Origin of the sequence: Pantoea sp. Fr+CA_20, assembly GCF_024520835.1 — a bacterium.
GTDB lineage: Bacteria > Pseudomonadota > Gammaproteobacteria > Enterobacterales > Enterobacteriaceae > Pantoea > Pantoea allii.
Genome location: NZ_JALNPN010000002.1, coordinates 60,195 through 86,507, shown reverse-complemented (window position 1 = coordinate 86,507; position 26,313 = coordinate 60,195). Strand labels below are relative to the sequence as shown.

22 protein-coding genes are annotated in these 26,313 nt (G+C 53.3%); 10 read left to right on the top strand and 12 right to left on the bottom strand.

Annotated features, from left to right (window positions below):
- Positions 1 to 446 precede the first annotated feature (446 nt).
- Positions 447 to 1,160, bottom strand: coding sequence for a GntR family transcriptional regulator (locus tag NR177_RS02865; protein ID WP_256852261.1), 714 nt, complete (start codon positions 1,158 to 1,160; stop codon positions 447 to 449).
- A 279-nt stretch (positions 1,161 to 1,439) separates the two neighbouring features.
- Between NR177_RS02865 and NR177_RS02860 the strand changes: the two genes are divergently transcribed.
- The 3 genes from NR177_RS02860 to NR177_RS02850 all read left to right on the top strand — a co-directional run bounded on the left by NR177_RS02860 (position 1,440) and on the right by NR177_RS02850 (position 5,127).
- Positions 1,440 to 3,062, top strand: coding sequence for an alpha-glucoside-specific PTS transporter subunit IIBC (locus tag NR177_RS02860; RefSeq protein WP_256852260.1), 1,623 nt, complete (start codon positions 1,440 to 1,442; stop codon positions 3,060 to 3,062).
- Positions 3,059 to 4,381, top strand: coding sequence for a 6-phospho-alpha-glucosidase (locus NR177_RS02855; protein ID WP_256852259.1), 1,323 nt, complete (start codon positions 3,059 to 3,061; stop codon positions 4,379 to 4,381). Before NR177_RS02860 ends, NR177_RS02855 begins: the two co-directional genes overlap by 4 nt.
- 275 nt (positions 4,382 to 4,656) lie before the next feature.
- Positions 4,657 to 5,127 (top strand): MEKHLA domain-containing protein, encoded by a 471-nt coding sequence (locus tag NR177_RS02850; protein WP_256852258.1) that lies wholly within the window; start codon positions 4,657 to 4,659, stop codon positions 5,125 to 5,127.
- 37 nt (positions 5,128 to 5,164) lie between these two features.
- Here the strand turns inward: NR177_RS02850 and NR177_RS02845 are convergent, their stop codons facing one another.
- Positions 5,165 to 6,709: a methyl-accepting chemotaxis protein gene (locus NR177_RS02845; protein WP_256852257.1), complete on the bottom strand. Its 1,545-nt coding sequence runs from the start codon at positions 6,707 to 6,709 to the stop codon at positions 5,165 to 5,167.
- Positions 6,710 to 7,302: 593 nt separating this feature from the next.
- Here NR177_RS02845 and NR177_RS02840 point away from each other — a divergent pair.
- On the top strand, positions 7,303 to 7,497 hold the full coding sequence (locus tag NR177_RS02840) for a hypothetical protein (RefSeq protein ID WP_063879871.1): 195 nt from the start codon (positions 7,303 to 7,305) through the stop codon (positions 7,495 to 7,497).
- A 39-nt stretch (positions 7,498 to 7,536) separates the two neighbouring features.
- Here the strand turns inward: NR177_RS02840 and NR177_RS02835 are convergent, their stop codons facing one another.
- A complete protein-coding gene (locus NR177_RS02835; RefSeq protein WP_256852256.1) occupies positions 7,537 to 8,670 on the bottom strand; it encodes an acyltransferase in 1,134 nt (377 codons plus the stop codon).
- Between the two features lie 181 nt (positions 8,671 to 8,851).
- On the opposite strand from NR177_RS02835, the gene NR177_RS02830 reads away from it, so the two are divergent.
- Entirely contained in the window at positions 8,852 to 9,598 is a 747-nt protein-coding gene (locus tag NR177_RS02830; protein ID WP_256852255.1) for an SDR family oxidoreductase, read from the top strand.
- Between the two features lie 46 nt (positions 9,599 to 9,644).
- Here the strand turns inward: NR177_RS02830 and NR177_RS02825 are convergent, their stop codons facing one another.
- Positions 9,645 to 10,550, bottom strand: a complete 906-nt coding sequence (locus NR177_RS02825) for a LysR family transcriptional regulator (RefSeq protein ID WP_145393918.1) — start codon at positions 10,548 to 10,550, stop codon at positions 9,645 to 9,647.
- An 83-nt stretch (positions 10,551 to 10,633) separates the two neighbouring features.
- On the opposite strand from NR177_RS02825, the gene NR177_RS23940 reads away from it, so the two are divergent.
- On the top strand, positions 10,634 to 11,044 hold the full coding sequence (locus NR177_RS23940) for a GNAT family N-acetyltransferase (protein ID WP_145393920.1): 411 nt from the start codon (positions 10,634 to 10,636) through the stop codon (positions 11,042 to 11,044).
- 50 nt (positions 11,045 to 11,094) lie between these two features.
- On the opposite strand, the gene mdtI is transcribed toward NR177_RS23940, so the two are convergent.
- From mdtI to betI, 5 genes are all read right to left on the bottom strand, one after another.
- On the bottom strand, positions 11,095 to 11,424 hold the full coding sequence (mdtI, locus tag NR177_RS02815) for a multidrug/spermidine efflux SMR transporter subunit MdtI (protein WP_145393922.1): 330 nt from the start codon (positions 11,422 to 11,424) through the stop codon (positions 11,095 to 11,097).
- A complete protein-coding gene (gene mdtJ / locus NR177_RS02810; protein ID WP_109716466.1) occupies positions 11,411 to 11,761 on the bottom strand; it encodes a multidrug/spermidine efflux SMR transporter subunit MdtJ in 351 nt (116 codons plus the stop codon). The genes mdtI and mdtJ overlap by 14 nt, the downstream gene beginning before the upstream one ends.
- A 409-nt stretch (positions 11,762 to 12,170) precedes the next feature.
- The gene (betA, locus tag NR177_RS02805; protein WP_256852254.1) at positions 12,171 to 13,853 is read right to left on the bottom strand and encodes a choline dehydrogenase; all 1,683 of its coding nucleotides are present in this window, start codon (positions 13,851 to 13,853) and stop codon (positions 12,171 to 12,173) included.
- A 23-nt stretch (positions 13,854 to 13,876) separates the two neighbouring features.
- Positions 13,877 to 15,349 carry a betaine-aldehyde dehydrogenase gene (gene betB / locus NR177_RS02800; protein WP_145393926.1) on the bottom strand — a complete coding sequence of 491 codons (1,473 nt, stop codon included), beginning with the start codon at positions 15,347 to 15,349 and terminating at the stop codon, positions 13,877 to 13,879.
- 17 nt (positions 15,350 to 15,366) lie between these two features.
- Positions 15,367 to 15,960 carry a transcriptional regulator BetI gene (gene betI, locus NR177_RS02795; RefSeq protein WP_145393928.1) on the bottom strand — a complete coding sequence of 198 codons (594 nt, stop codon included), beginning with the start codon at positions 15,958 to 15,960 and terminating at the stop codon, positions 15,367 to 15,369.
- A gap of 257 nt (positions 15,961 to 16,217) precedes the next feature.
- Between betI and NR177_RS02790 the strand changes: the two genes are divergently transcribed.
- The 3 genes from NR177_RS02790 to NR177_RS02780 all read left to right on the top strand — a co-directional run bounded on the left by NR177_RS02790 (position 16,218) and on the right by NR177_RS02780 (position 20,047).
- Positions 16,218 to 18,248 carry a choline transporter gene (locus NR177_RS02790; protein WP_063879863.1) on the top strand — a complete coding sequence of 677 codons (2,031 nt, stop codon included), beginning with the start codon at positions 16,218 to 16,220 and terminating at the stop codon, positions 18,246 to 18,248.
- A gap of 131 nt (positions 18,249 to 18,379) precedes the next feature.
- On the top strand, positions 18,380 to 19,732 hold the full coding sequence (locus tag NR177_RS02785; protein ID WP_172897369.1) for an MFS transporter: 1,353 nt from the start codon (positions 18,380 to 18,382) through the stop codon (positions 19,730 to 19,732).
- A gap of 96 nt (positions 19,733 to 19,828) precedes the next feature.
- Entirely contained in the window at positions 19,829 to 20,047 is a 219-nt protein-coding gene (locus NR177_RS02780) for a DUF1272 domain-containing protein (protein ID WP_063879861.1), read from the top strand.
- A 138-nt stretch (positions 20,048 to 20,185) separates the two neighbouring features.
- On the opposite strand, the gene rsmF is transcribed toward NR177_RS02780, so the two are convergent.
- The 3 genes from rsmF to yebS all read right to left on the bottom strand — a co-directional run bounded on the left by rsmF (position 20,186) and on the right by yebS (position 25,543).
- Positions 20,186 to 21,613: a 16S rRNA (cytosine(1407)-C(5))-methyltransferase RsmF gene (gene rsmF / locus NR177_RS02775; RefSeq protein ID WP_109716463.1), complete on the bottom strand. Its 1,428-nt coding sequence runs from the start codon at positions 21,611 to 21,613 to the stop codon at positions 20,186 to 20,188.
- 77 nt (positions 21,614 to 21,690) lie between these two features.
- Entirely contained in the window at positions 21,691 to 24,330 is a 2,640-nt protein-coding gene (locus NR177_RS02770) for a PqiB family protein (protein ID WP_256852253.1), read from the bottom strand.
- Entirely contained in the window at positions 24,299 to 25,543 is a 1,245-nt protein-coding gene (yebS, locus tag NR177_RS02765; protein WP_063881191.1) for a membrane integrity lipid transport subunit YebS, read from the bottom strand. Before yebS ends, NR177_RS02770 begins: the two co-directional genes overlap by 32 nt.
- Before the next feature lie 211 nt (positions 25,544 to 25,754).
- On the opposite strand from yebS, the gene NR177_RS02760 reads away from it, so the two are divergent.
- Positions 25,755 to 26,255 carry a GAF domain-containing protein gene (locus tag NR177_RS02760; protein WP_063879858.1) on the top strand — a complete coding sequence of 167 codons (501 nt, stop codon included), beginning with the start codon at positions 25,755 to 25,757 and terminating at the stop codon, positions 26,253 to 26,255.
- The last annotated feature ends 58 nt before the right edge of the window (positions 26,256 to 26,313 follow it).

The following is a 26,313-nucleotide window of genomic DNA, read 5'->3' as shown; positions in this document are numbered from 1 at the left end:
TTATCGGCAGAAAATATATAAAAAATTAATAAAAAACGCATATTTTTGAAATAATAAAATCTGTACGTAGGGTGAAAGTTTCTGGGGGAATGGTCATTTAAAAGGACTTATAAATTTAATTAACCAATTGAACGTGGCTGATGATAGGGAGGAGGATAATTTTTACAAAGCTATTATGCAGCACAGCAGTGGATCGCTAAAGATGTGCCACGAGGAAAGAACTGCATTTTCCTTAATTTGAAATAAGTGCCTCCATTTTCCTTATGAGTGGCGTTTTTGTTAAATTAACAGACAAGTTTATCCGATCGCCTGCTACATTAAATTTAACGACATTTTAAAATGTGTTAACGAAACTCTGTCTCAAAAACTAAACTGCGATTCGAACCGGTGATTTTCTTTCACGGGAGTGAAGCACGCTCGCGCCTTGATGAAGACTGCTGATAGCTTTAGTCACTCAACCCGGTGCGTCGTAAATGATAGTTAACCTGGTAATCGTAGGTGTTTCTGTACATCACTGCGTAGTTGATAAATGCGCCCGTATTGCTGTATGAAAGCGAATCGACTCTGAGTAGCAGTGTTTTCTCAGCGATATTCATGAGGTGCGACAGGCGCTTATCTGATAAAACCGGGCTCAAAGATTCGTAATTGCCCTCTAAAACAATGCCACATTCCTGCTCGATATAGTCAAATTTAGATTTTTCCAGATGGGCCAGGGTAAGATCAGGAAATGTTTTAACTGGCATATAACTTTCTTCAAGCATCAGCAGCTTTTCATCAACATATCGTAACCGACGTGAGAAAAAGAGGCGTTCACCGCTGTTTATGCGTAACTGACTGGCTACGGCGGGAGGCGCGGCGATTAATTCAAATGCCAGAACTTTACTAATAACCTCCTTTCCCTGCAGACGTAATACCTCAGCCAGCCCGGTGAGCGAACTGGTTTCATGACAAATATCCTTTCCTGAAACGTAGGTTCCGCTGCCATGTCGTCGCTCCAGCAACCCTTCACTGACCAGCAAATCTACTGCCTTACGTAGGGTCATTCTCGCCACGCCAAATTCTGTGGCGAGCACTTTTTCAGCCGGTATAGCACTACCGACCGCCACATAGGGTGAATTTAACCGGAGACGAAGTTTGTCAGCAATAAATTTATAGATCACTTCTGTACCTCCTGGAATGGGGACATAACCGCCAACATACGTAGCATAACGTTAAGGCGTGCAGGGGTTATAAATAAACTCAATTTTTATTTTTTTAACCGCACGGCAAGATGTCTGGTTATTACCATGAAAATAGACATCATGATTAAAAATAAAACCATGAGGGTGCTCACAAAGTCGCCAGTGACCACGTATGTCAGGTGAGCTATTGCCTTATTTTGACTGCGGTTACATTGACTATAACGATATATTCTTAGAGTCGTTGCGTGAGGAACTAAAATGCTCAGTCAAATACAGCGCTTTGGCGGCGCCATGTTTACCCCAGTATTGTTATTTCCCTTTGTCGGCATCATCGTTGGCCTTTCAATTATGTTACGCAATCCTTTATTTGTAGGGGAAGCACTAACGCATCCAGATAGTTTATTTAATCAAATAGTGTTCATTATTGAAGAAGGCGGCTGGACGGTTTTTAGAAATATGCCGTTAATTTTTGCGGTTGGCTTGCCGGTGGGGTTGGCAAAACAGTCCCAGGGACGTGCCTGCCTGGCCGTTGTCGTCAGTTTTTTAACCTGGAATTACCTGATTAATGCCATGGGCAGCACCTGGGGCGATTTTTTTTCCGTCGATTTTTCCAAAGGCACTGAAGCCGGAAGCGGACTGGCCATGATCGCCGGGATAAAAACGCTGGATACCAGCATCATCGGTGCCATCGTCATCGCCGGTCTGGTGACGGCGCTACACAATCGTTATTTTGATAAACCACTGCCGGTGTTTCTGGGGATCTTTCAGGGCTCATCATTTGTGGTCATTGTTGCCTTCTTAGCGATGATCCCCTGCGCCTGGTTAACGCTGTTTGGCTGGCCCAAAATTCAAATGGGCATTGAGTCGCTTCAACAGTTTTTACGCGATGCGGGCGCTGTTGGCGTGTGGGTTTATACCTTTCTTGAACGCATTCTGATCCCCACCGGACTGCACCATTTTATTTATGGACCTTTTATCTTTGGCCCGGCAGTGGTTGAAGGTGGCATCCAGGTTTACTGGGCCGAGCATCTGCAGGCGTTCAGCCAGAGCACGCAACCCCTCAAACAACTGTTTCCTCAAGGCGGTTTCGCCCTTCATGGCAATGCCAAAGTGTTTGGCGCAGTGGGGATTGCGTTGGCGATCTATTCGACAGCCTCACCGCTTCAGCGGATCAAAGTCGCAGGGTTATTAATTCCGGCCACGTTGACAGCCGTACTGGTCGGCATCACAGAACCCCTGGAGTTTACCTTCCTGTTTATTTCGCCCCTGTTGTTTGCGGTGCACGCTGTGCTGGCCGCCAGCATGGCGACAGCAATGTATATGTGCGGCGTCGTGGGGAATTATGGCGGTGGCTTACTGGACCAGTTTCTGCCGCAAAACTGGATACCCATGTTCCCTAATCATGCTGGCATGGTCCTGACCCAAATAGGCATTGGCCTGGTTTTTACGGGCCTCTACTTTGTGGTTTTTCACCAACTCATCCTGCGGTTGAACCTGAAAACACCTGGTCGTGAGGACAGTGAAGTCAGGCTTTACAACAAAGCCGACTACCGGGCAGCGCGACACGCGTCTGCTTCATCTGGTGGGCAGAACCCGCAACGCGATCAGGCGAGGGGATTTCTGCAAGCATTAGGTGGGGCCAGCAATATAGCCAACATCAACAACTGCGCCACCCGCCTGCGGATAACCCTGGTCGATGAGGCTAAAACGCAAAACGATGCCGCGTTTATGGCGCTGGGGGCGCACGGTGTCGTCCGGCGTGGCAACGGTATTCAGGTCATCGTGGGCTTACAGGTCCCCCAGGTGCGCGAGCAACTTGAAAGCCAAATGAAAGACCAGGCCGAATCTGAAGCAACACCTTCCATGGAGAAACCATTATGAAGACATTCTCAGTTTTAATTGCGGGCGGCGGCAGCACGTTTACGCCGGGTATTGTGCTGATGCTCCTGGCGAACCGGCACCGCTTTCCTTTGCGCCAGCTGAAATTTTACGATAATGACGCCGCCCGTCAGGAAACCATTGCACAGGCCTGTCAGATTATCTTGCAGGAACAGGCACCTGAGATTGCGTTCAGCTACACCACCGATCCGCAGGAAGCATTTAGCGACGTCGATTTTGTTATGGCGCATATTCGGGTCGGTAAATATCCCATGCGTGAGCAAGATGAAAAAATCCCGTTGCGTCATGGTGTGCTGGGCCAGGAAACCTGTGGGCCGGGTGGCATTGCCTATGGGATGCGCTCAATCGGCGGCGTCCTTGAGCTCGTCGATTATATGCAACAGTACTCACCCGACGCCTGGATGCTGAATTATTCTAACCCGGCTGCCATCGTGGCTGAGGCAACGCGGCGCCTGCGACCTGAGGCGAAGATCCTGAACATTTGTGATATGCCGATTGGTATAGAAGGTCGGATGGCAAAAATTGTCGGTCTGCAAGACCGCAAACAAATGCGGGTACGCTACTACGGACTCAATCATTTTGGCTGGTGGACTGCTGTTGAAGATCTGGAGGGAAATGATTTGATGCCACAACTGCGTGAGTACGTGGCGAAACACGGCTATGTGCCGCCTTCAGATGCGTCGTCAGTAGAGCCGAGTTGGAACGACACCTTCGTGAAGGCGCGCGATGTGCAGGCGCTGGACCCACTGACGTTGCCCAATACCTATCTGAAATATTATCTGTTTCCAGATTATGTGGTCGCGCATTCCAATCCTGCACGCACACGCGCTAATGAAGTGATGGAGCATCGTGAAAAGCAGGTATTCAGTGCCTGCAGGGCAATCAGCGATGCAGGTCATTCATCTGCCGGCGAGTTGGAGATAGACGAACATGCTTCCTACATTGTCGATCTGGCGACCGCGATCGCCTTCAATACTCAGGCGCGTATGCTGTTAATTGTGCCTAACCGGGGTGCCATTTCTAACTTAGACCCGGAAGCGATGGTGGAAATTCCCTGTCTGGTCGGTCGTAACGGTGCGGAAGCGCTTCAGGTTGGAGACATTCCTACTTTCCAGAAGGGCTTAATGAGTCAGCAGGTTGCGGTCGAAAAGCTTGTGGTGGAGGCATGGGAAGCGCGTTCCCGGCAAAAGTTATGGCAGGCCATTACCTTGTCTAAAACGGTGCCGAGTGCGACGGTCGCAAACGCGATTCTCGACGATCTTATCGAGGCGAATAAAGCCTTCTGGCCGCCGTTGAGCTAAACCGCCAGCCAGCCTGGGCTTGCGTTCAGGCTGGCTGACTTCAGCGCACACAGGGCAAGCCAACAGAATCGAATGCCGTTATGGATCACCCTGTGGATGGGGCGCGGGAGATACCAATATTCTAACGTGCAGTGAGCGGCGATAGCCGCGCTGTGCGCAGCGCGCAAGGGAGATACCTGCGAGCCATTCATCTTCACCGTAACCCATTCTTGATTTTCAACACGCATCCCGCCACATTACTTCCTCGCATCCTGCCTTTTGTAACGGAGTTGATAATGTCGACGGAAAACCAACTGGCTTTATTGCAGCGTATTGATGAACGCTACCGCGCACTCACCGGACGCGGCCTTTATTGCCCCGATGTGCATGTTGATCGCTACCTGTGGCTGCATGAACATGCACCGTACAGCATTCTGGCCCACAGTAGCGAAGCCGATCCGGTATTTGTTTATGCCAATCGTTGTGCACTGAGCTGCTTCAAATACAGCCTGGAAGAGATGCTGCAATTGCCTTCACGACTGAGTGCCGGACCTTCCGACAGGGAAGCGCGGCAGCGCCTGCTGGACATTGTCAAACGCGACGGCATTGCCATCGGCTACAGCGGGCCGCGGGTAGATAAACAGGGCAAGAGTTTCATCATCTATGAGGGCGAGGTATGGCAGTCAGACAGGGACGCAGAGGCCGGCTGGGGCCAGGCCGCACTGTTCTGGCCCGGTCCCCGTAACGGGATGGCAGACATAACCTGATCGGTCAGGTCATCTCTGCCAGGTGAAGAGGGCGCATTTATACCCTGAAGGCTTCGACCATGCCGCGCAGGGCGTGCGCCTGTTCAGAAAGTGACTGTGAAGCGGACGATGACTCTTCCACCAGGGCGGCGTTATTCTGCGTGACGCTGTCCATCTGGCTGACGGCGACGCTGACCTGAGAAATGCCCTGCATCTGTTCGGAAGAGGCCAGTGAGATTTCATCCATCGCACTGGCCAGATCGCCCACCATGCTGACAATCTTCAGGATGCTGTCACCTGTACCGCTGGCGACTTTCACGCCGCTACCAACCTGTTCCACTGCCTGCTCAATCAGTGATTTTATCTCTTTCGCTGCGGTAGCGCTGCGCTGCGCCAGGGTACGGACTTCGCCCGCCACCACCGCAAAACCGCGGCCATCTTCGCCGGCCCGTGCGGCTTCAACCGCAGCATTGAGCGCCAGAATATTGGTCTGGAAGGCAATTCCTTCGATGACGCCGGTGATATCGCGAATTTTAGACGCGCTCAGCGAAATCTCGTTCATGGTTTCCGACATCCGGTGGACGTCGCTTTCGCCGCTGCGTGCCAGTACGGCGGTCTCGCGAGCCGTAGATGCGGTACTCTGAGCACCGGCGGCATTACTTTTCACTGTGGCGGTAAGCTGTTCCATGCTGGCTGCGGTTTCCTGCAGCGCGGCTGCCTGCTGTTCGGTACGGGAGGAGAGCTCCGTATTACCCTGGGCGATTTCTTCAGCCGCCAGCGCGACATTGCCCGAGGTCTGTTTAATTTCCGATACCAGACCACGAAGTTTGGCCTGCATGGCATCCAGTGAAGCAAGCAGGCTGGTGGAATCATTACGACGGAGCGTGACGCTGGAGGTCAGATCGCCTGCGGCAATCGTGGCCGCCAGCACTTGTGCCTGCGCCGGTTCACCGCCAAGTTGGCGCATCAACACACGGGTTATCATATAGCCGGTGGCCACCGAGAACAGCACGGAAAGCACGGATAAAAACACCAGGGTCAGCGAGGCCCGACTGGTGGCATTACTGTTGACTTCCACCGCATTTCGGCTGTTGTGCATCAGAATGTCGGTGGTTTTATTTAGGGCGTTCAGCATATCGCGTTGCAGCGGACGCAGGGTTTCCATGAGATAACGTGTCGCTTCATCTCGCTCATTCTTCAGTCCCAGTTGCCCGGCGGACTCAAAGGCACCCATCACCGTGGCCTCAAGTTCTTTGATGTGACTCAAGGCAGCTTGTTCTTCAGCAGTGGACTGGCTCTGCATAATGGTTTCAAGCGTTTCACGGTTTTTGGTGAACAGGCTTTTCTGCGCCTCAATGCGTTCCCATTCTGGCTGCATCTCTTTCGTGTCAGAAAGTAAGGCCAGATTTCGCACGGCTATCGCCAAATCCCGCAGCCCGCCGCGCATATCAAGAATAAGCTGGTACTTCCTCATTTTGACATTCACGACCTCATCCATCCCCGTTTTAGCGTTATGCAGCGAGTTAAGGGAGATGGAGGTACAGATAATAAAAAGCAGAATTAACAAACCGAAACCGATTGAAAGACGAGTAGAGATTTTCATGTAGATGTTCCCGATGGATTACCGTTTTGTTCTCTATCGGCACCAGTCTGGAAAAGGATTAACGAAAAAAGCAAAATTTACATAAGTTTCTTTAATATTATTTTTATAAATCAGAAAAATGATCTTAATCAATAAAGAGGGATATTTTTGTTATGGGCAGTATATTCAGGCGGAAGTCAGGAATTTAAGATGGCAGGTTGATGTGTTTAATCGGTTTGAGCGCGGATTTTCGGTGAAAACATAAATTATAATGGTGGTTGCGATTAACCCTGATAGCGCTGATTCAGTGGACATCAGGATCATGCCCGCGACCTGCTATCAGGCTTTAGCCAGTGCCTTAACGCATAACGCCTATCGCACACGGCGATGCCATCCTCTCTCCGCGGAGATGACGCAACATTACCGAACGGATAACACCGCGTGCCGAGATAGCAGGATGCAACCGGGTGCTGTGCCCGCAGAAAGAGAGGATAAACAGCGGCAAGAATATGTGATCAAGGTAACAATCTTGACGCGAATTTTAAGTTTATCAGACACTTCATTACGCCAGTTTCTTCACTATAGCGACTCCATTCACAGCATGGGAAAGCGCAATGAAGAAACCGTTAGCCGTGGCCTGGTTATTTTTGATGATTTCATTTGGGGCAACCGCACAAGGTCTGGTGCACACCAGGATCGATCGCGTTCATGTCGCCGGATTAAAAACCCATAGCAGCATCGCCGATACGCCGGAGTCACCGGATGAACACGTGAGGGAAAGGCAGCACGAGGTGGGTAAAGCCGTGTGAAGTGAATAAAATGGCTCGCACTCGCGAGCCATTGTTCGGTCAGCGTGCAGGCTTAGCTGACAGGAACCTTTTACCCAGATTGATCCCCGGTTTTTCCACGTATTTGAACAGTAAAGATGCCAGTCCATAGGTCAGCGGAATCGACACGGCGCACACGATCAGGAAACGCGTCAGATCATGTTGATACTCGATATCCGTCTGATTAAGCAACAGCGCAATCGCTGGAATCACGATCAGCAGGTGCAGCAAATAAACCGAAAACGAGACGTCACCTAACCATGTACTCAGTCGGTTGTTCAAAAGCTTGCGTGGGATCTGGATCAGTTTCGCCATCAGACTGTTTTCCTGATACTGCCACAGCACGGCCGCCATACCGATAATCATGACGGCTTCCAGCATCACCTGCAGCTTAATGGCACCCAATCCGATAAGAACGCTGACTGCCGGTCCGGCAAGGGCAAACACGATATAAAGCAGGGATTTGCGTCGAACAGCTTCGGCCAGCAGCATACCTGAAATAAACATATTCAGTTTAATCAGAATCATCGATGGCATTTCAAACGCTTCATAGTAGTCGGGCAGCAGGTAACGACCGGCACAGCTCAGCGCCATAATGCTCAGCAGGGCGGTGGCATAACCAAAGCGCATCACCGCCAGCATAATAAAGGGAAACAGCAGATAGAACTGCATTTCCAGCCCAATACTCCAGTCGGGCAGCGTTGTATTGAATCCATAGGCGGGCAGCAAGCCGAACAGGAATGACAGGTGCGTTAGCACGTTCATCAACGACTGATCGGCATAGCGGGAGGATTCTGTCGCGGTGCCGGAATAAAACTGTGCAATGGTATCGCGCATTTCACCAAACCAGGGGCCGTAAATCAGCGCAACGGCCAGCAGCAAATAGTAGAGCGGGGCGATGCGGAAAAAACGACGTAACCAGAATTTCTTGATGGTGTCCGCACTTTGCCAGGGCTCTTTATGCTGGCGTTCTACGTAGTTTTTCGCCATCAGATAACCCGAAAGCAGGATAAACAGATCCACACCAATGCCGGGTGAGGAAATCAGGGTGATATGGCAATGGATAAGCAAACTGATGTGCCCCAGCAGTACCCAAAGAGAAGCAATGCCACGCAACCCCTCCAGCTCCGTGGACCAACCTCGTGTCGCAGACATGGTAAAACCTCGTTAATCAGTTAGTTATACTGGCTCTAAGGCGGTAACTAAGCCTTAACGCTGTTGCCAAGTCCACCCGCAAACAAAAAAGTGAGAGGATTCTGACGCTGTGGTTAATAATTGAACGGCGAGATGATGTGCTCGCTACCGCTGTCTGGTACGTCAAACGGGAACCGAAAACATGAAAAAGAGTGGCAATACGTTGTTGATTACTGGCGGGGGATCGGGCATTGGGCGGGCACTGGCACATCGCTGGCACGACGCCGGAAATCAGGTGATTATCACCGGACGTCGGCAGGAAACCTTAGACGATGCGGCCGCCGGACGAGAGCGCATTGCAACCTGGGTGATGGATGTTACGGATGCAGCCGACGTCAACAACGCCATTCCTCAACTACTGCGCACCTACCCGCACGTGAATGTTTTAGTGAATAATGCCGGTGTGTTCAGCCCCGAAGATATCACTACAGGGCGGGATCTGAGCGAGGTAGCCAGAATGACAGAAACCAATTTTATTGCTCCCATCAGGCTCACGGATGCGCTGATCGATCATCTCAGCGGTCAGCCCGATGCGGCCATCATCAACGTCTCCTCAGGATTGGCTTTTGTGCCTTTTCCGGCGTCACCGACTTACAGTGCGACCAAAGCGGCACTCCATTCCTATACGGCGGCTATTCGGCCGCTATTGCAGGGAAAGGTGGAGGTGATTGAGATTATCCCGCCCCAGGTGCAGACCGAGCTGGCACCCGGACAGTCACAGGATGCCAACAGTATGCCGCTTGATGCGTTTGCCGATGAGGTGATGACGTTATTGCATAGCGGGGCAACGCCTGCGGAAGTCTGCGTGGCGCGCGTGCGCTATTTTCGCGAGGCCGAAGCGAAAGGCCACTTTGATGAGGCTTTGCAAATGCTCGTGAAGTACAGCTAAGAGCACGCGGGCACGATCGGATAACGCGAGTGTCGATGGCGAGCGTTCAGCTGATGTCGTGCAGCCAGTCGGTTAGATCGCGCTCAACGCTTCCGGCTTTAGCCACCTCAGGTGAGAACAGACAATACTGCGTGCCATCTTCAACAAAATCCAACGGGGCGGCCAGCAGGCCACTCTGCAGATCGTCTTTGACGAGCTGCCAGGGTCCTATCGCTACGCCGATACCGGCAACCGCCGCCTGAAGGCTAAAGTAGAAGTGCTCAAAACATTGCAGTGCATTGGTCGGTTCCGCTATTCCCCTTGCCGCCGACCACGCCTGCCAGGCGTTGGATCGGCTGCGGGAAACCAGCAAAGGTGCCTCTTGCTTCAGGCTGCTGCCTTCATCAAACCAGGCTGCGACACGATCGGGTCGGCACACCGGCCCGACTTTTTCCATAAACAGGTGTTCAACATGGCAGGTCGGCGCTTCAGGGAAGTCATTGCGGCGAATGGCAAAGTCGATGCCCTGATTAAAGGAGAATGCGCCGCTGGCCGCCACCAGATGGATTTCATGTTTTCCGAAGCGCGCCTCAAATTCTCCCCAACGCGGAATCAGCCAGCGCATCAGTAACGTGGGTTCGCAGGACAGGACGCGCTGGCGAGTCCCCGCGCGTAACTGGCTTACGCTGCGGGAAATCATGGCAAAGCCATTACTGACCGCATCAGCAAGGTTTCTGCCCGCCTCGGTCAGGTAAACTTTCCGGTTACGCCGTTCGAACAGTGCAATCCCCAAATCCTCTTCAAGCACGCGCACCGCACGGCTGACTGCGCCGGGCGTAAGATGCAGTTCGTCCGCCGCCCGGGCAAAATTCTCAAAGCGCGCCGCCGCCTCAAAACAACGTAAAGCCACTAATGAGGGCATCCGGGTAGCGGTCAACGGTGAGTTTAACTCACCTTTTGGCTCAGAAATCATCGTTATATCCCGCGTTTTTTCACCATTAAGATGAATGAAACCGAAAAGGGGTTGGCCGTTTATATTACCAGGAGGTTATTCACGTGGACTATATCATTCAGGAAGAAATACCGTCTGTAGAAACCTATCGTCAGATCAGAACCCGCGCCGGGCTAAGTGACAAATCGGTCAAGGCGGCCGGGATTGGGCTAAAAAATGGCTTATACAGCATTGTTGTTTATCACCAGGATAGCCCCATTGGTATTGGCCGGGTCATCGGGGACGGAGGATGCTTTTTTGTCATTACGGATATTGCAGTGATCCCGCAGCATCAAAAGAAAGGCGTAGGCGATCGTATTATGCGTGCGCTGATGAATTATATTCAGCGTCACGCACCGCCGTCAGCTTATATCAGTTTAATCGCCAGCCACGGTACGCCCGCTTTTTATGCGCGCTATGGTTTTGAACCGGCACTGCCTCCCGAGCGCGCAGGGATGTTTTTGCGCATCGCCTGATACGCGTGACGTCATAAATGACAATGGGGGACGTCACCGTCCCCGCAGTGTCAGGCCAGTTTAAGGATAATCATTCCCAGTAATAGCAGGGCAAGCCCGGCCCAGCCTGTTCGGTTGAGCCGCTGATCAAACAGAATCCATCCTGCTGCCACGGTCGCGACGAGGCCAAAGCCGCCCCACAGGGCATACGCAATCGACAACTCGATGCCTTTTAACGCTTGAGACAGCGCGCTAAACGCCAGCAGCACGCAGGCCAACGACAGAATCCCATAACCGGGTTTTTTAAAGCCGTTGCTGTACTTAAGTAAAATATTAGCGGCGATCTCCAGCAGTACGGCCAGCGCCAGCCAGGCAAAGTGAATAAGATCAGGCAGGATCATGTTCTGCCTCCTTAACCTCACCGCTGCCGGCTTTAATTAACAGGATGCCGACAACCAGGGTGAACAGCCCGCAGGCTTTCATCAGCGATAAGGTTTCGTCAAACAGCTGCACGCTAAATACGGTGATCAGCATAATGCCAACGCCTTCCCAGAGCGCATAAGCGACACCCAACGCAATGCGCTTAATGGCGAAACTCAGAAAGAGATAAGAACAGGCAATCATCCCCAGCATGATCACATATCCCGTCTGGCTTTGATTCAGGCTGGACCATTTCATGGTTAAGGTGCCAATGATTTCCGTAACAATAGCGAGTGCTAATAATCCCCAGGCGCGCATGGGTTTTCTCCACAAATAAACGTCATGATTTACCGTGATGCGTAACGCAACGGCAGAAAGAGAAATTTGCTGGCAGAGAGGGGGGACTAAAGCGCGCTGCGCCAGTGCTGATCGACGGCGTTAACGCTGAAAGCGGTAAGGGTAAAAAGGGCGGTAAAAAGCGTAATGAACGTCCTGCTCATAATTTAACAATGCATCCACGTTGTTGCTTCTCTTCAGTGGACGGATAAAGCCTCCGGTAATAAACACCACAGCGTTATATCACGTAGTCAGATGAAGAGACAGTCTTTTTGTTCGGATATTTGAAGAATATCAGGTGAATATGACGTTGGTTGAGGCGCGGTTTCGTTCTGGCAGAGAAATAAAAAAGCCGGACAGATGTCCGGCTTGGTGGTGGCACAGAAAACCGTTACGCCGTGCGTTCTGGCGCCGTGCGGACGGGAGCATCCCCTGCAACATAGTAGTCTGCCGTGCTGCGTGGCAGTGGTTCAAGGCCACGAATGCTGTCGGCAATTTTTTCACCGATCATGATGGTGGTCGCATTCAGGTTACCGGTGATAATCAGCGGCATGATAGAGGCATCGACAACGCGTAGCCCCTGCAGTCCGTGAACGCGGCCTTCACTGTCAACGACCGACATCTCATCGTTGCCCATTTTACAGGTGCCGCAAGGATGGTAGGCCGTTTCGCCGTGATTACGCACGAACTCATCCAGCTGTTCATCGGTCTGGCATTCAATACCGGGACTGATTTCGCGACCACGGTATTTATCCAGCGCGGGCTGATTAATGATCTCACGCGTGATACGAATCGCATCGCGGAATTCATGCCAGTCCTGTTCATGAGACATATAGTTGAACAGGATGGCTGGATGGCGACGCGGATCGCGTGATTTCAGGTGCACGTGACCGCGACTCGGTGAACGCATTGAACCCACGTGGCACTGGAAACCATGCGCATCAACCGCGTTCGAGCCATTGTAGTTAATCGCCACCGGCAGGAAGTGGTACTGAATATTTGGCCAGCTAAACTCCTCACGGCTACGAATAAAGCCGCCCGCTTCAAACTGGTTACTTGCTCCCACGCCGGTGCCGTTAAACAGCCACTCCGCACCAATCTTAGGCTGATTCCACCATTTCAAGGCCGGATAAAGCGATACCGGTTCTTTACACTCGTACTGCAGATACATCTCAAGGTGATCCTGCAGATTTTCACCGACGCCTGGCAGGTCGTGTACCACGGGAATATCAAACTGCTTCAGTAGCGCTGAGGCACCGACGCCGGAGCGTTGCAGAATTTGTGGTGAGGCAATGGCACCTGCACACAGCAGGATTTCACGACGTGCGTGAGCCGTGTGCAGCGTATTGCTGTCACCGATTAAATACTCGACGCCAATCGCGCGCTTACCTTCAAACAAAATGCGGTCAGTCGTGGCATGTGTGGTGATTTTCAGGTTAGGGCGGCTTTTCGCCCTGTCTAAATAGCCGCGAGCGGTACTGGAGCGTCGGCCTTCAGGCGTCACAAACCGGTCCATCGGGCCAAAGCCTTCTTGCTGATAACCGTTAAGGTCATCGGTACGCGGATAGCCCGCCTGAACGCCAGCCTGAATCATCGCTTCAAACAGAACGTTATTGCCTTTCTTCGGCGTAGTGACGCTGACCGGACCGTCACCGCCATGGTAATCGTTGGCACCGGTATCGCGCGTTTCTGATTTACGGTAGTAGGGCAGGCAGTCCAGATAGCTCCAGTTCTCCAGCCCAGGCATGTCAGCCCAGTTGTCCAGATCCATGGCGTTACCGCGGATATAGCACATACCGTTGATCAGCGATGAACCGCCCAGGCCTTTGCCTCGGCCACATTCCATCCGGCGGTTGTTCATGTAGGGCTCAGGCTCTGTTTCGTACGCCCAGTTATAGCGTTTTCCCTGTAAAGGGTAAGCCAGGGCTGCAGGCATCTGGGTGCGAAAATCAAAACGGTAGTCAGGGCCGCCCGCTTCCAGCAGTAAGACATTTACGTTGCTGTCTTCGGTGAGTCGGGTAGCCAAAACATTCCCTGCGGATCCGGCTCCGATGATAATGTAATCAAATTCCATTCGTCGTTCCTCAGGTTAGGGGATTAAAATACAGACTGAAAACGCGTCAGTTCCACCTGAACCGACTTGACCTGGGTGTAGCTCTGTAGCGTCATCAGGCCGTTTTCACGTCCCACGCCAGAGTGCTTGTAACCGCCAACCGGCATTTCGGCGGCGGACTCACCCCAGGTGTTAATCCAGCAAATGCCGGCTTCAATCTGATGGATCACCCGGTGTGCGCGGTTCAGATCCTGCGTCACCAGACCGGCAGCCAGGCCGAACTCGGTGTCATTGGCGCGGCGCACCACTTCGTCTTCAGAGGTGTAACTCAGAATCGACATGACCGGGCCAAAGATTTCTTCACGGACAATCTTCATCTCATCACGGCAGTCGCTGAATACGGTGGGTTCAACCCAGGCACCCTGATCAAAGCCTTCGCCGGTTAAGCGCTTACCGCCGCACAGCAGACGTGCGCCTTCTTCAATGCCAGATGCAATAAAGCGCATGACATTATCACGGTGGCTAAAGCTGACCAGCGGACCAAAGTTAGTGTCAGGATCGCGCAGGTCGCCTGCTTTAATACGTGCAACGCGCTCAAGAATCCTGGCCTCAAAGGCAGACTGCAGCGCGGCAGGCACAAACACCCGCGTACCGTTGGTGCACACCTGGCCAGAACTGTAGAAGTTGGCCATCATGGCAATATCGGCTGCCAGGTCGAGATCGGCATCATCAAAAATAATCAGCGGAGACTTACCGCCCAGCTCCATCGTGACGTCTTTCAGCGTGGAACCTGCCGCGTTCGCCATGACTTTCTTGCCACTGACCACACCGCCGGTGAATGACACCTTATCGATGCCCGGATGTTCGGTCAGCAGTTGGCCGGTGACCGCGCCGGTGCCCGGCAGCACGTTAAACACACCATCTGGCACGCCGGCTTCTGTGTAGATTTCAGCCAGTTTCAGCGCTGTCAGCGGGGTAACTTCGCTGGGTTTAAAGATCATGGCGTTACCCGCCGCCAGCGCTGGCGCAGACTTCCAGAGTGCAATCTGAATCGGGTAATTCCAGGCACCGATGCCTGCGACAACGCCTAGTGGTTCGCGGCGGGTATAAACAAATGAGGTATCACGCAGCGGAATTTGTTGGCCTTCCAGCGCAGGGATCAGCCCAGCGTAATATTCCAGCACGTCGGCACCGGTAACGATGTCAACGCTTACGGTTTCACTGAACGGCTTACCGGTATCAAGCATCTCCAGTTCAGCCAGCTCATCATTGCGCTCGCGCAGGATATCAACCGCACGACGCAGAATGCGTGAACGTTCCATTGCGGTCATGGCCGCCCAGACTTTTTGTCCTTTTCGGGCAGCGGCAACGGCGCGATCGACATCCTCGCGTCCGGCGATCTGAACATCAGCCAGTACCTCACCGTTAACCGGGTTAATGCTCTGGAAGGTTTCACCAGAGGTGGCGGCAACGTAAGTACCATTGATGTAGAGTTGTTGCTCGTTGAATCGGGACATAATTTCTCCTGGTTCCGTTACTCGTGTTCGCCAGCTAACTGCTGACGAATGAATTGGGTGGTCAGTGTCCGGGCGGTAGCCGGATCAAAAGGCTTTCCGCTCAGTGCGGCGCGTAGCCACAGGCCATCTATCATGGCGGCCAGCCCGTGGGCGGCAAGGCGGGCCTTTTCTTTGGGCAACTGGCGGCGAAATTCCACTGCCAGCGCTGAAAACAAGCGCCGGTGGCTGACCCGTTCCAGCCGTCGAAGCTGAGGCTGATGCATGCTGCTTGACCAGAAATCAAGCCAGGCTTTCATTACCGCGCGTTCCACCTGACTTTCGTCAAAATTGCCGTCGACGATAGCGCGCAGCCGGACTTCTGCCGAAGCCTGCGCCAGTGGCGCCAGCCGACGCGCGACCGCTTCACGCAGTTGTCGGGTGACATCGCGCATGGTGGCTTCCAGCAAGCCATTCTTGTCCTTGAAATAATGACTAATGATGCCCGTTGAAACGCCTGCGCGCCGCGCAATCTGGGCAATGGTGGCATCATTAATGCCGACTTCATTGATGGTGCCCAGCGTGGCATCAATCAACTGCCGACGTCGTATTGGCTGCATCCCTACCTTTGGCATGACTTTCACTCCAGCCTGAAACCGAGCCTCTATTTAAACTTTTTTTGATTGGATGTTCAATATAAATAGAAACCTTGTTAGGATGATGTGTCTTAAAAGTTGAGTAAGTGAAGCGGTAAGTGTGGCAGATTTGCTAGTTTTGACCAGAATGTAACAGCAGGAAACGAAGCGTAAAAAAACACATGCCGCCAGGGCGCCGGATTTTTAACCGGATTGATCTCTTGCAGAATTTACAAGCCAACAACCAGAGGTAAACGATGACGAGTCCACCAACTAGTGAAAAAGACAGAATCAATCCTGTAGTGTTTTACACATCGGCAGGATTGATTCTGACGTTTTCACTCATCACCATTCTGTTTAGCAACGAAGCTGCAGGCTGGATTTTAAAGGCAGTTAACTGGGTGTCAGCCGCGTTTGGCTGGTATTACATGCTGGCGGCAACGCTGTACATTGTCTTTGTGGTTTATATGGCGTGTTCGCGCTTCGGCTCGATCAAGCTGGGGCCAGAGCAGTCAAAGCCTGAGTTCAGTGTACTGAGTTGGTCGGCGATGCTGTTCGCCGCCGGTATCGGTATTGACCTGATGTTCTTTTCGGTAGCGGAACCTGTTTCACAGTATATGCAGCCGCCGGAAGGTGCAGGGCAGACCATGGAGGCGGCCCGCCAGGCGATGGTCTGGACGCTGTTCCACTACGGCTTAACCGGCTGGTCAATGTATGCCTTAATGGGCATTGCGCTGGGTTATTTTAGCTACCGTTATAATCTGCCGTTAACCATCCGCTCGGCGCTGTATCCTATCTTTGGAAAGCGCATTAACGGCCCGATTGGACATACCGTGGATATTGCGGCGGTTGTCGGCACGATTTTTGGTATCGCAACCACGCTGGGCATCGGCGTTGTTCAGCTGAATTACGGGCTGAAGGTGTTGTTTGATGTTCCCGAAGGGCTGACCGCCCAGACGGCGCTGATCATTCTGTCGGTGGTTATCGCGACCATCTCTGTCACCTCCGGCGTGGACAAAGGTATCCGTATTCTGTCCGAGCTGAATGTGGCACTGGCCCTTGGCCTGATTCTGTTTGTCCTGTTTGCCGGTGATACCAGCTTCCTGCTTAATGCGCTGGTCCTTAATGTGGGCGACTATATCAACCGCTTTATGGGCATGACGCTGAATACCTTTGCTTTTGATCGGCCAACACAGTGGATGAACAGCTGGACGCTGTTTTTCTGGGCCTGGTGGGTTGCCTGGTCGCCATTCGTTGGCCTGTTCCTGGCGCGTATTTCACGTGGTCGTACCATCCGTGAGTTCGTTCTTGGCACGCTGGTGATTCCTTTTACCTTTACGCTGCTTTGGCTGTCTGTATTCGGTAACGCTGCCCTGTATGAAATTATTCATGGTGACGCGGGCTTTGCCCAGGAAGTGATGACGCACGCAGAGCGCGGTTTCTATAGCCTGCTGGCCCAGTATCCGGCGTTTAAGCTGAGCGCATCGGTGGCAACCATTACCGGTATGTTGTTCTACGTCACCTCGGCGGATTCCGGTTCGCTGGTGTTAGGTAACTTCACCTCAAAACTGAAAGACATCAACAGCGATGCGCCCAACTGGCTGCGTATCTTCTGGTCGGTGGCGATTGGTGTGCTGACGTTGAGTATGTTGATGACCAACGGCATCACCGCGTTGCAAAATGCCACGGTGATTATGGGGCTGCCGTTTAGCTTCGTGATCTTCTTTGTTATGGCGGGATTGTATAAGTCACTCAAGGTAGAGGACTACCGTCGTGCCAGTGCGACACGCGATACTGCGCCTTACCTGGCACATGCGACCGATCGTCTGACCTGGAAAAAACGCCTGTCGCGGCTGATGAACTACCCCGGCTCGCGTTACACCCTGAAGATGATGGAAGAGACCATCTTCCCTGCCATGCAGGAAGTGGCAAAAGAGCTGGAGCTGCGTGGCGCCAGGGTTTCGCTGGATAAGGTGGCGGCTGACGACGAGCATCCGCTGGGTTATCTGGATTTGCGCGTTCAGTTGGGCGACGAGCAGGACTTCCTCTACCAGGTCTGGCCGCAGCAATACTCGGTACCTGGTTTTACCTACCGGGCGCGCAGCGGTAAGTCCACCTATTACCGACTGGAAACCTTCCTGCTGGAAGGCAGTCAGGGCAATGACCTGATGGACTACAGCAAAGAGCAGGTGATTATTGATATCCTCGATCAATATGAACGTCACCTGAACTTTATCCACCTTCATCGCGAGGCACCGGGAAGCAACATTACCTTCCCTAACGCCTGAGTCAGCAGCCCGTAAGCCGAGAGGTTTACGGGCTTTTTTCATAGTCGGAATAGTCCCGACCTAAACCGTCACAAAATCAACTATCTTTAAACACTACAGGACACCGATTACCGTGGTTGACAGGGAGTCGTATGCGAAAAATTCTTAGAACATTTCTGCCGCTTTACACCACTACGTTACTGATGCTGCTGGGATCGGGGTTGCTGACGACCTATGTGTCGCTGCGTCTGGCGCATGAACAGGTTAACGGGGCGGTGATCGGCGCGATTATCGCAGCCTATTACATTGGCCTGGTGATCGGCGGAAAAGTGGGGCACAACCTGATTGCGCGCGTTGGCCATATTCGTGCGTATGTGGCCTGTGCCGGTATTATCACCGCGTCGGTGATAGGGCACGGGCTGACAGACTTTATACCGCTATGGGTTTTTCTGCGTCTGATTATCGGCCTGTGCATGATGTGTCAGTACATGGTGCTGGAAAGCTGGCTCAATGATCAGGCGGAATCTTCACAGCGCGGCCTGATTTTTGGCTTCTATATGGTGGCAACTTACCTTGGGTTGAGTAGTGGCCAGGTGGTGCTGACGCTGCAAAGCGGTTTTGGTATCAATACGTTGTTGATTGTGGCCCTCTGTTTTGCGCTCTGTCTGGTGCCCATCGCCCTGACAACGCGCACCCATGTGCGGCCCATGTCGCCCGCGCCCATGGAGCTGAGCTATTTTATTCGCACGATTCCAAAGTTGCTCAGTACCACCTTGTTAACCGGTATGGTGGTCGGTGCGTTTTATGGCCTTGCACCGGTTTACGCCAGCAGTAAAGGGTTCAGCGATGCCCAAACCGGGATATTCATGAGCCTGACTATTTTCGCCGGGCTGGTTTCACAGTTTCCCCTCAGTTGGCTGTCCGATCGCTACGACCGCCAGCGACTGTTGTTCTATATTTCCGTCGTATTGATGCTGGCCTGTCTGCCGCTGGTTGTATTGCCAAACCTCTCTTTCAACTGGGTGCTGGGCATCGCGTTTGTCGCCAGCATGGTGCAGTTTTCGCTTTATCCTTTACAGGTCGCTCTGGCTAACGATCAGGTGGCTGCCGAGCAGCGCGTGTCACTCACGGCCTGTTTATTGATGGCCTTTGGCATCGGTGCCAGTATCGGTCCTTTGCTGGTGGGGGCATTAATTCAGCCGTTTGGCAGCAACATGCTTTATCTGTTCTTCACCCTGTGTACGCTGCTGATTGCCGCATTGAGCTATATGAAAACGCCGCTTCCGTTGCCGACCACCGAAGTACCGCTGCCCCATGTGGTCTTGCCAGACAGCCTGGCGACATCGCCATTAGGCGCGGCGCTTAACCCTGTGCTGGAAGATGAGGCGATTCAGGCGGCGATGGTGAATAGCGACGAAGAGAACGAGGATGACGATGAGAATAAAGAGGATGATGACGATCGGGGCAGCAAGGATACGCAAAATCAGGAACACGCTAACCGCTGATAAAATCCATACGGCATCCTGATGGCAAGATGAAAATCCTCGACAAGCGGTGCGGCTTTTGCCACGCTGACAGCCGCTACCGCCAAGGAGGATGCCATGTTAGAACTGCGCCCTAACTGTGAACGCTGTGATACCGACTTGCCTGCCGCATCCTACGATGCGCGCATCTGTTCGTTCGAATGTACCTTTTGCGCTCCCTGTGCTGAGCAGCATCTTAAAGGGCTGTGTCCAAACTGTGGCGGGGAATTAGTCCGGCGGCCAATCCGGCCTGCGGCTAAACTGCTGACGCATCCCGCCAAACTGCGCAACGCATAAAGGCTGAACGCGCCGGCGGCGTCCGGCGTGGTCCTGTCCTGTTTAACGCATCTTCCATCACATCACGCGCGATTTAACCGCAATCCTGAGACAAAAACAGGGCACGCAATGTGACAGTGTCACGCTGCGTGCGTGCGCTTAGCGGAACAGCCTGCCATCACGCACCAGCTCGCGCGGGTAGCTGTTTTTAATGCGGCTACCAACACGTTTGGCCAGACCCAGCGGCTGATGTTGATAGGTCACTATCATTTCGTCGAGGGTTGGCGCATTTTCAGGATAGATATCACGACCGCGATACCATTCTTCGGCTTCCGCCTCGCTCAACGCAAACGTCTGCTCAGGGCGCGGTGAGGCCAGCGCGATAACCGCCTCGTGTTGCCAGCGATAGCCTTTTGCAAAGGTCTCTGCCAGCTTCAGGCCAATCCGCGAGAAGCGCACCTTACCTAATAGCGGTGTAACCGCGGTCGGGAACAGCCAAATCTCTTTATCACGCTGCCAGAGCTGCAAACTGTCATCCCATTGAATGGCGACCTTCGCGGCTGCCTGCACAATCTCGCTTTCGAGCTTGCGGCTCAGGTGGCTAAACGGCAGCTTACCGACTTTATAAGTCGGTTCGGGCAAACGCTCGACGGACGCCGTTTTACGTAAGCGGGCGACGAAGAAACCTTCACTGTCAAACAGCTGAGGAAAAACGTGCAGGAAACCCTCAGGCGTGGCTGCCCGCTCCGCACCTGCGAACAATGACTGCAAGGGGGCAATTTCGACGGCATTCGGATAGCGCTCAAGTAGCCCGGCCACCACCTGTTGGTTCTCAATCTGATTCAGCGTACAGGTGGAGTACACCAGCGTACCGCCTGGCTTCAGGGCATGAAACGCGCTGTCAATCAGATCGCGCTGGGTAGCGGCAATATCATGGGTGCTGGCAAGCGACCAGTTTTTCAGGGCATCAGCGTCTTTACGCATGACACCTTCGCCGGAGCAGGGCGCATCCAGCAAGATCGCATCAAACTGCTCCGGTAGCGCAGGTCCAAAGACGCGGGCATCAAAGTGCGTGAGTGCGCTATGGGTGACGCCGCAACGGGTAATATTGGCGTGCAATACTTTGACCCGGCTGGAGGAGAACTCATTGGCAAGGATAACGCCCTGGTTATGCATACAGGCGGCAATCTGGGTGGTTTTTGAGCCGGGTGCCGCGGCCATGTCCATGACGCTCATCGCATCGGGGTGCGCATCAAACAATGCCGTTACCGGCAGCATCGAGCTGGCTTCCTGGATATAGAACAGGCCGCTCAGATGCTCGGCGACGCTGCCCAATGGCAGGCTTTCATCCTCGCGGGTGATCCAGAATCCCTCTTTGCACCAGGGCACGGGCGTTAACTGCCAGCCGTAGTGGGCCGTTTGTGCCAGAAAGTCGCTCACGCTGATCTTTAAGGTGTTAACCCGCAGGCTGCGGCGCAAAGGCTGCAGGCTGATATCCATAAACTGCTGCAGGCTGGTGTCATCGGGCAAACTCTGGCGTATCAGGTCGAGGAAGTCGGCAGGGAAGCGTGAGGCGGAGTCGGACACGGATAGGTTCTCTTTGAGGCAAAGGTGGCAGTGTAGCACGCAGAAAGAAAACGGGCAGCCTGCGCTGCCCGTCTGTCTTAAGGCTGATTCGGGTCCGGAATCGCCGTTCCCCAGTTCCGCCACGCTTTAGGCGGTTCATCCTGCAACAGGAAGTGTTTATCTGCGGTCGCCTGCGGAGCCAGCGGCACCGTTGGCGGCGTAGCAAACTGAATACCACCGCGAATAAACTGCTGGAAGGTGCCGGTTTTCACCACACCACCAATCAGTCCAAAGTCCAGGTTGTAGCCAGAGGCCAGCCAGAACACGGAATTATTACGCACCAGATGTTGGTATTTCTTACTGATGCGCAGGGCGATCTGGACGCGGTCCGCCATATTACCCAGCGAGGTGCCGGTCACCGTACCCACTTCCACCCCGCGGAACAGCACCGGCGTCCCCAGTGACAGGGAACCCGCCTCGGTGGCATCGACATAGATGTTCAGGCCGTTGAGGTAACGTGAGTCGGTAATGGTGCTTTCCTGCAGCTCAAACGTCCGCGCGCCACGGCCTTTACCCGGATCGACGTTAACGTAGGGCTGCAGAATGGTTTCCAGATGATTGACACCCGCAGCTGAAATCTCTGGTGACACGACGGAGAACCGGCTGTCGACGCGGGCGAAACTCTGGACATATTCAGGGTAAAGCACGGCTTTCGCCACCACCTGATTGTTATCATTGCTCAGCGACAGTGACTCAATTTGCCCGACGTTAATCCCCAGGTAGCGAATTGGCATACCGGCGGACAGTTTGCTGGCGTCATAGGTATGTAACGTAATCTGGCTGCCGACCGCACGGGCCGCAGTTTCAGACGGATACAGCACCCGTTTAACGCCTTTATCAACTTTCGCGCCCGTCAGGTTATCAAAGCTGATGGCCCCTTTTAACGCACGGTTCAAAGGTGACGCCTGCACGGTTAAGCCGCTGCCGTTAAGCTGAACACGTGCGCCGCCTTCCGCCCAGAACACACTTTCGCCAGAGACCAGCTTGCGGTATTCCGGTTTGATATGGACTGCAATATCAAACGCATCGGCTCGCGGCGTGACGTTGGTAATTTCACCCACCTGGAATTTGCGATAGAGCACGATGGAGCCAGCCTGCACGTCAGGTAAGCTTTTGGCAGTCAGCATCAGTGTGGTTGACGGGCCATCGCCGGTAATACCTTCTTCTGCGCGTTCGGCATCGGCAAACAGCGGATAAGCCGTTTTAGGTGCGCCTTGCTTACCCGGCTCCAGGCGAATGCCACCGTCAACCCATTCGCGGGCGCTGGCACCCAGCACCTGCATGCCATCCAGACCAAACTTCACGTCAAGACGACTGTTAACAATGAATTTGCTGTCACCATGGACCAGTTGCCGCTGTTCAGGATCGACTGCGACCACAAAGTTAACGCCGTTTTCATCCAGATCCCGCGAAATTACCTGGCCGATTTTCAGGCCGTGTAACATCAGCGGCTGTCCCGCATCAATGCCATAGCTCTCGGGGGCACTCAGCTTAACCATGAGGACATTGGGTTTTTGCAGTAACGTCTTGTTGGGCGCGACCACCGTGAAATGCTGCTGCGGCGCACCGTCGCCCGGCACCAGTTCAAAGGTGTTACCGGTGAGTAAGCTGCTCAGGCTGGTATCGGTAAGGCTGAGTTTAGGACTGCGCATCTCAATGCGGGTGCCTGCGCGCATCAGGCCCACGACCGACGGATCGATCGTCATCTCGCCCGTCACTTTACCGCCATCCTGCAAATTCAGCTTGGTCAGGGTGCCCACTTCTAAGCCCTGGTACATCAGCGGCGTCCGGTTTGCCGAGAGGTTATCCCCGCTGGGAAGATCAAGTGATATCAGCACGCCGCGCTGGCTGTGTGCCAGATCGGGATACAACTGGTAGTTCTGATCGGTTTTCGCGGCTTCAGCACCGTCAGGGGAGTCGAAGGCGATAGCGCCGTTGACCAGTGCCGCCAGGCTTTCAAGCTGGACTTTGGCACCGCTCAGGCTGACGTCAGCGTTCATCCCCGACACATTCCAGAAGCGGCTGTTGGTTTTCACCAGGTTCACGAAGCGACGTTCAATAAGGACGTCAATCGAAACGCCGTTATTTTGACCGTTGATGCTGTAATCATAAACCCGACCTACCGGGATTTTACGGTAATACACCAGCGAGCCGGTATTTAGCGAGCCGAGGTCAGGTGAATGCAGGTGAATCATCAGCTCACCGGTGTTCACGCGGTATTTGGGTTGGGTATCCAGTGCGGTGAAGGTGTCACTTTCTTTACCATCACCTGGCATCATGCCGATGTAGTTACCGCCAACCAGCGCGTCAAGACCGGACACACCCGCCAGCGAGGCTTTCGGCGTGACCAGCCAGAACTGCGTATTTTCACGCAGCGCATCGCGCATATCGCTTTTGATGCTGGCTTTGATCTGAATCTTGCTGTAGTCATCGCTCAGATTGATGCCCTGCACCGTACCGACTTCCACGCCCTGATAGCGAATAGGCGTCCGCCCAGGCACGATGCCATCGGCCGTCTGGAAATTGATAGAAATGGTGGTGCCGCGCTCCTGAAAGCTTGTCCAGAGCAACCAGCCCGCAATCAGCATTGCGATAATGGGCAGAAGCCAAAAAGGCGAAATCTTACGCTTATTGCGCAGCGTAGCATTAGTCGGTGTAGTCGGCGTTTCCTGTTGCATGTGCATCCCAGAGCAGGCGGCTATCCAGCCACTCAACGGCCATAATGGTCAGGACAACAGCAGCGCCAAAGTAAAACGCGGCTGGTCCCATGGTAAAAGCCAGCAGTTGATCACGGTTGACCAACGACATGGTTAGTGAAATGACAAACAGATCCAGCATAGACCAGCGTCCAACCCAGGTAACAAAACGCAACAGGCGAATGCGGGTTTTCATGCCTTGCTCGCAGCGGAAATGGATACTGATCAGCAGCGCCAGCATCACCAGCACTTTGGTAAACGGGACTAAAATACTGGCGATAAATACCACGGCGGCCACGGGAACGTTACCGGAGGCCAGCGAAAGGATACCGGAAAAAATCGTGTCCTCCCGGCGCGAACCATTCAGATACACCACAGAAATCGGCAGCAGATTTGCCGGAATCAACAGCACGATAGAAGCGATCAGTGCGGCCCAGGATTTTTGTAAGCTGTGGCGACGCCGAAAGTCGAGCGGCGTATGACAGCGCGGACAGCGCCCGCGCGCATCAGGAATGTCGGTATAGTGACAGTTGAGGCAGACCTGCAAATCGTCCCGGCGCGTCACCTGAGGCTGTTGTGGGTAAAAATGTTCCCAGAGTTGCTCCATGTTCAGATGGATCAGGGTTATCACGCTCAGCACGGTTAACGCCACATAGGCCACCAGCCCATAGCCCAGTTCAAGATCGGCATAATCCTGCACTTTGATTGAGGCCACGGCAATGCCAATCAAAAAAATATCCAGCATGACCCATTCTTTAAGCTTATCCAGCATCAACAATACCGGACGGAGGTTCATGCCTAAACGCTGACCCAGCGCCAGGTAGCCGATGCCCGCCACCAGGGTGACCGGCGCACCGATAGTACAGAACGCCACCATCGAGGCCGTCAGAACATTGCCCTGCAGCGTCATCTGCACGATGCCTTCCAGCACGCTGGCATTAATGCGCATACCCAGGAGGCGAATGTCGATGAGCGGCATGCTAAAAGCAAAAGGCATCAGCACCAGCATGGTGGCCGCCATCGCCAGTAAACGCGTCATTGACCAGTCACGGCCGCTCACAATCTGCGCGTTGCAGCGGGGGCAGTGCGCTGACTGATGCGATTTCACATCTGGTAAGGAAAAAAGGGTATCGCATTGCGGACAACGCTGATAACGTGCGTGAGGCAATGTCTGGCTGATAGCGTGAATTTTCATCATTAAGTGCAAGTTTCGCTTATTGTCATTAACGCAAAGGGTCAGTAAGACATCGCCTGGGTACCTGTCTTGGGTATCACGCTTCGATCCACAGAATGTTAAGGTTATAGTAACTAACGCTATGATTCACCTTATGGCTATGGATTTTTAGTGCTTATTTTTAACAAGCGGAGTGGTTAGCCGCTCGGATGTCACTAGTAACGGTTGAATAATGAACAAAACTGCCTTTTACGCCGATTTAGATCGCGATATGCGCGCCTTACTGGCGGGAGAAACGGCGTTCCTCGCCGCGATGGGTAATTTTAGCGCGCTGTTGTATGAACGTCTTGAAGGCGTGAACTGGGCAGGCTTCTACCTGCTGACGGAAGCGGACACGCTGGTACTTGGCCCGTTCCAGGGTAAGATTGCCTGCGTCCGCATTCCGGTGGGTAAAGGAGTTTGTGGTACGGCACTGGCGCAGGAACAGGTTCAGCGTGTTGATGATGTCCATGCTTTCCCCGGACACATCGCCTGCGATGCGGCCAGTAATGCAGAAATTGTGATTCCTCTGAAAATAAACGGTCAGGTTGTCGGCGTTCTGGACATCGACAGCGTGGAATACAATCGCTTTGATAGTGAAGATGAAAAAGGGCTGGTCGCCTTGACTAACGGGCTTTGCGACGTGCTCGCGAACAGTGACTTAGAAAAATATTTGCAACTGACGCGCAGCTAATCGACTGGATTGCATGGCATTTGGCGATGTTGTCATTATAATGTCGCCTGTTCATGCC

What these genes read in the sequence shown, in the direction of transcription:
- NR177_RS02785 (WP_172897369.1), top strand. Translation starts at nt 18,380, where the DNA reads ATGCGAAAAATTCTTAGAACATTTCTGCCGCTTTACACCACTACGTTA.
- NR177_RS02825 (WP_145393918.1), bottom strand. Translation starts at nt 10,550, where the DNA reads ATGATTTCTGAGCCAAAAGGTGAGTTAAACTCACCGTTGACCGCTACC.
- NR177_RS02770 (WP_256852253.1), bottom strand. Translation starts at nt 24,330, where the DNA reads ATGCAACAGGAAACGCCGACTACACCGACTAATGCTACGCTGCGCAAT.
- NR177_RS02860 (WP_256852260.1), top strand. Translation starts at nt 1,440, where the DNA reads ATGCTCAGTCAAATACAGCGCTTTGGCGGCGCCATGTTTACCCCAGTA.
- NR177_RS02760 (WP_063879858.1), top strand. Translation starts at nt 25,755, where the DNA reads ATGAACAAAACTGCCTTTTACGCCGATTTAGATCGCGATATGCGCGCC.
- NR177_RS02835 (WP_256852256.1), bottom strand. Translation starts at nt 8,670, where the DNA reads ATGTCTGCGACACGAGGTTGGTCCACGGAGCTGGAGGGGTTGCGTGGC.
- NR177_RS02855 (WP_256852259.1), top strand. Translation starts at nt 3,059, where the DNA reads ATGAAGACATTCTCAGTTTTAATTGCGGGCGGCGGCAGCACGTTTACG.
- NR177_RS02780 (WP_063879861.1), top strand. Translation starts at nt 19,829, where the DNA reads ATGTTAGAACTGCGCCCTAACTGTGAACGCTGTGATACCGACTTGCCT.
- betA (WP_256852254.1), bottom strand. Translation starts at nt 13,853, where the DNA reads ATGGAATTTGATTACATTATCATCGGAGCCGGATCCGCAGGGAATGTT.
- NR177_RS02790 (WP_063879863.1), top strand. Translation starts at nt 16,218, where the DNA reads ATGACGAGTCCACCAACTAGTGAAAAAGACAGAATCAATCCTGTAGTG.
- betB (WP_145393926.1), bottom strand. Translation starts at nt 15,349, where the DNA reads ATGTCCCGATTCAACGAGCAACAACTCTACATCAATGGTACTTACGTT.
- mdtI (WP_145393922.1), bottom strand. Translation starts at nt 11,424, where the DNA reads ATGATCCTGCCTGATCTTATTCACTTTGCCTGGCTGGCGCTGGCCGTA.
- NR177_RS02840 (WP_063879871.1), top strand. Translation starts at nt 7,303, where the DNA reads ATGAAGAAACCGTTAGCCGTGGCCTGGTTATTTTTGATGATTTCATTT.
- NR177_RS02830 (WP_256852255.1), top strand. Translation starts at nt 8,852, where the DNA reads ATGAAAAAGAGTGGCAATACGTTGTTGATTACTGGCGGGGGATCGGGC.
- mdtJ (WP_109716466.1), bottom strand. Translation starts at nt 11,761, where the DNA reads ATGCGCGCCTGGGGATTATTAGCACTCGCTATTGTTACGGAAATCATT.
- NR177_RS02850 (WP_256852258.1), top strand. Translation starts at nt 4,657, where the DNA reads ATGTCGACGGAAAACCAACTGGCTTTATTGCAGCGTATTGATGAACGC.
- yebS (WP_063881191.1), bottom strand. Translation starts at nt 25,543, where the DNA reads ATGAAAATTCACGCTATCAGCCAGACATTGCCTCACGCACGTTATCAG.
- NR177_RS02845 (WP_256852257.1), bottom strand. Translation starts at nt 6,709, where the DNA reads ATGAAAATCTCTACTCGTCTTTCAATCGGTTTCGGTTTGTTAATTCTG.
- betI (WP_145393928.1), bottom strand. Translation starts at nt 15,960, where the DNA reads ATGCCAAAGGTAGGGATGCAGCCAATACGACGTCGGCAGTTGATTGAT.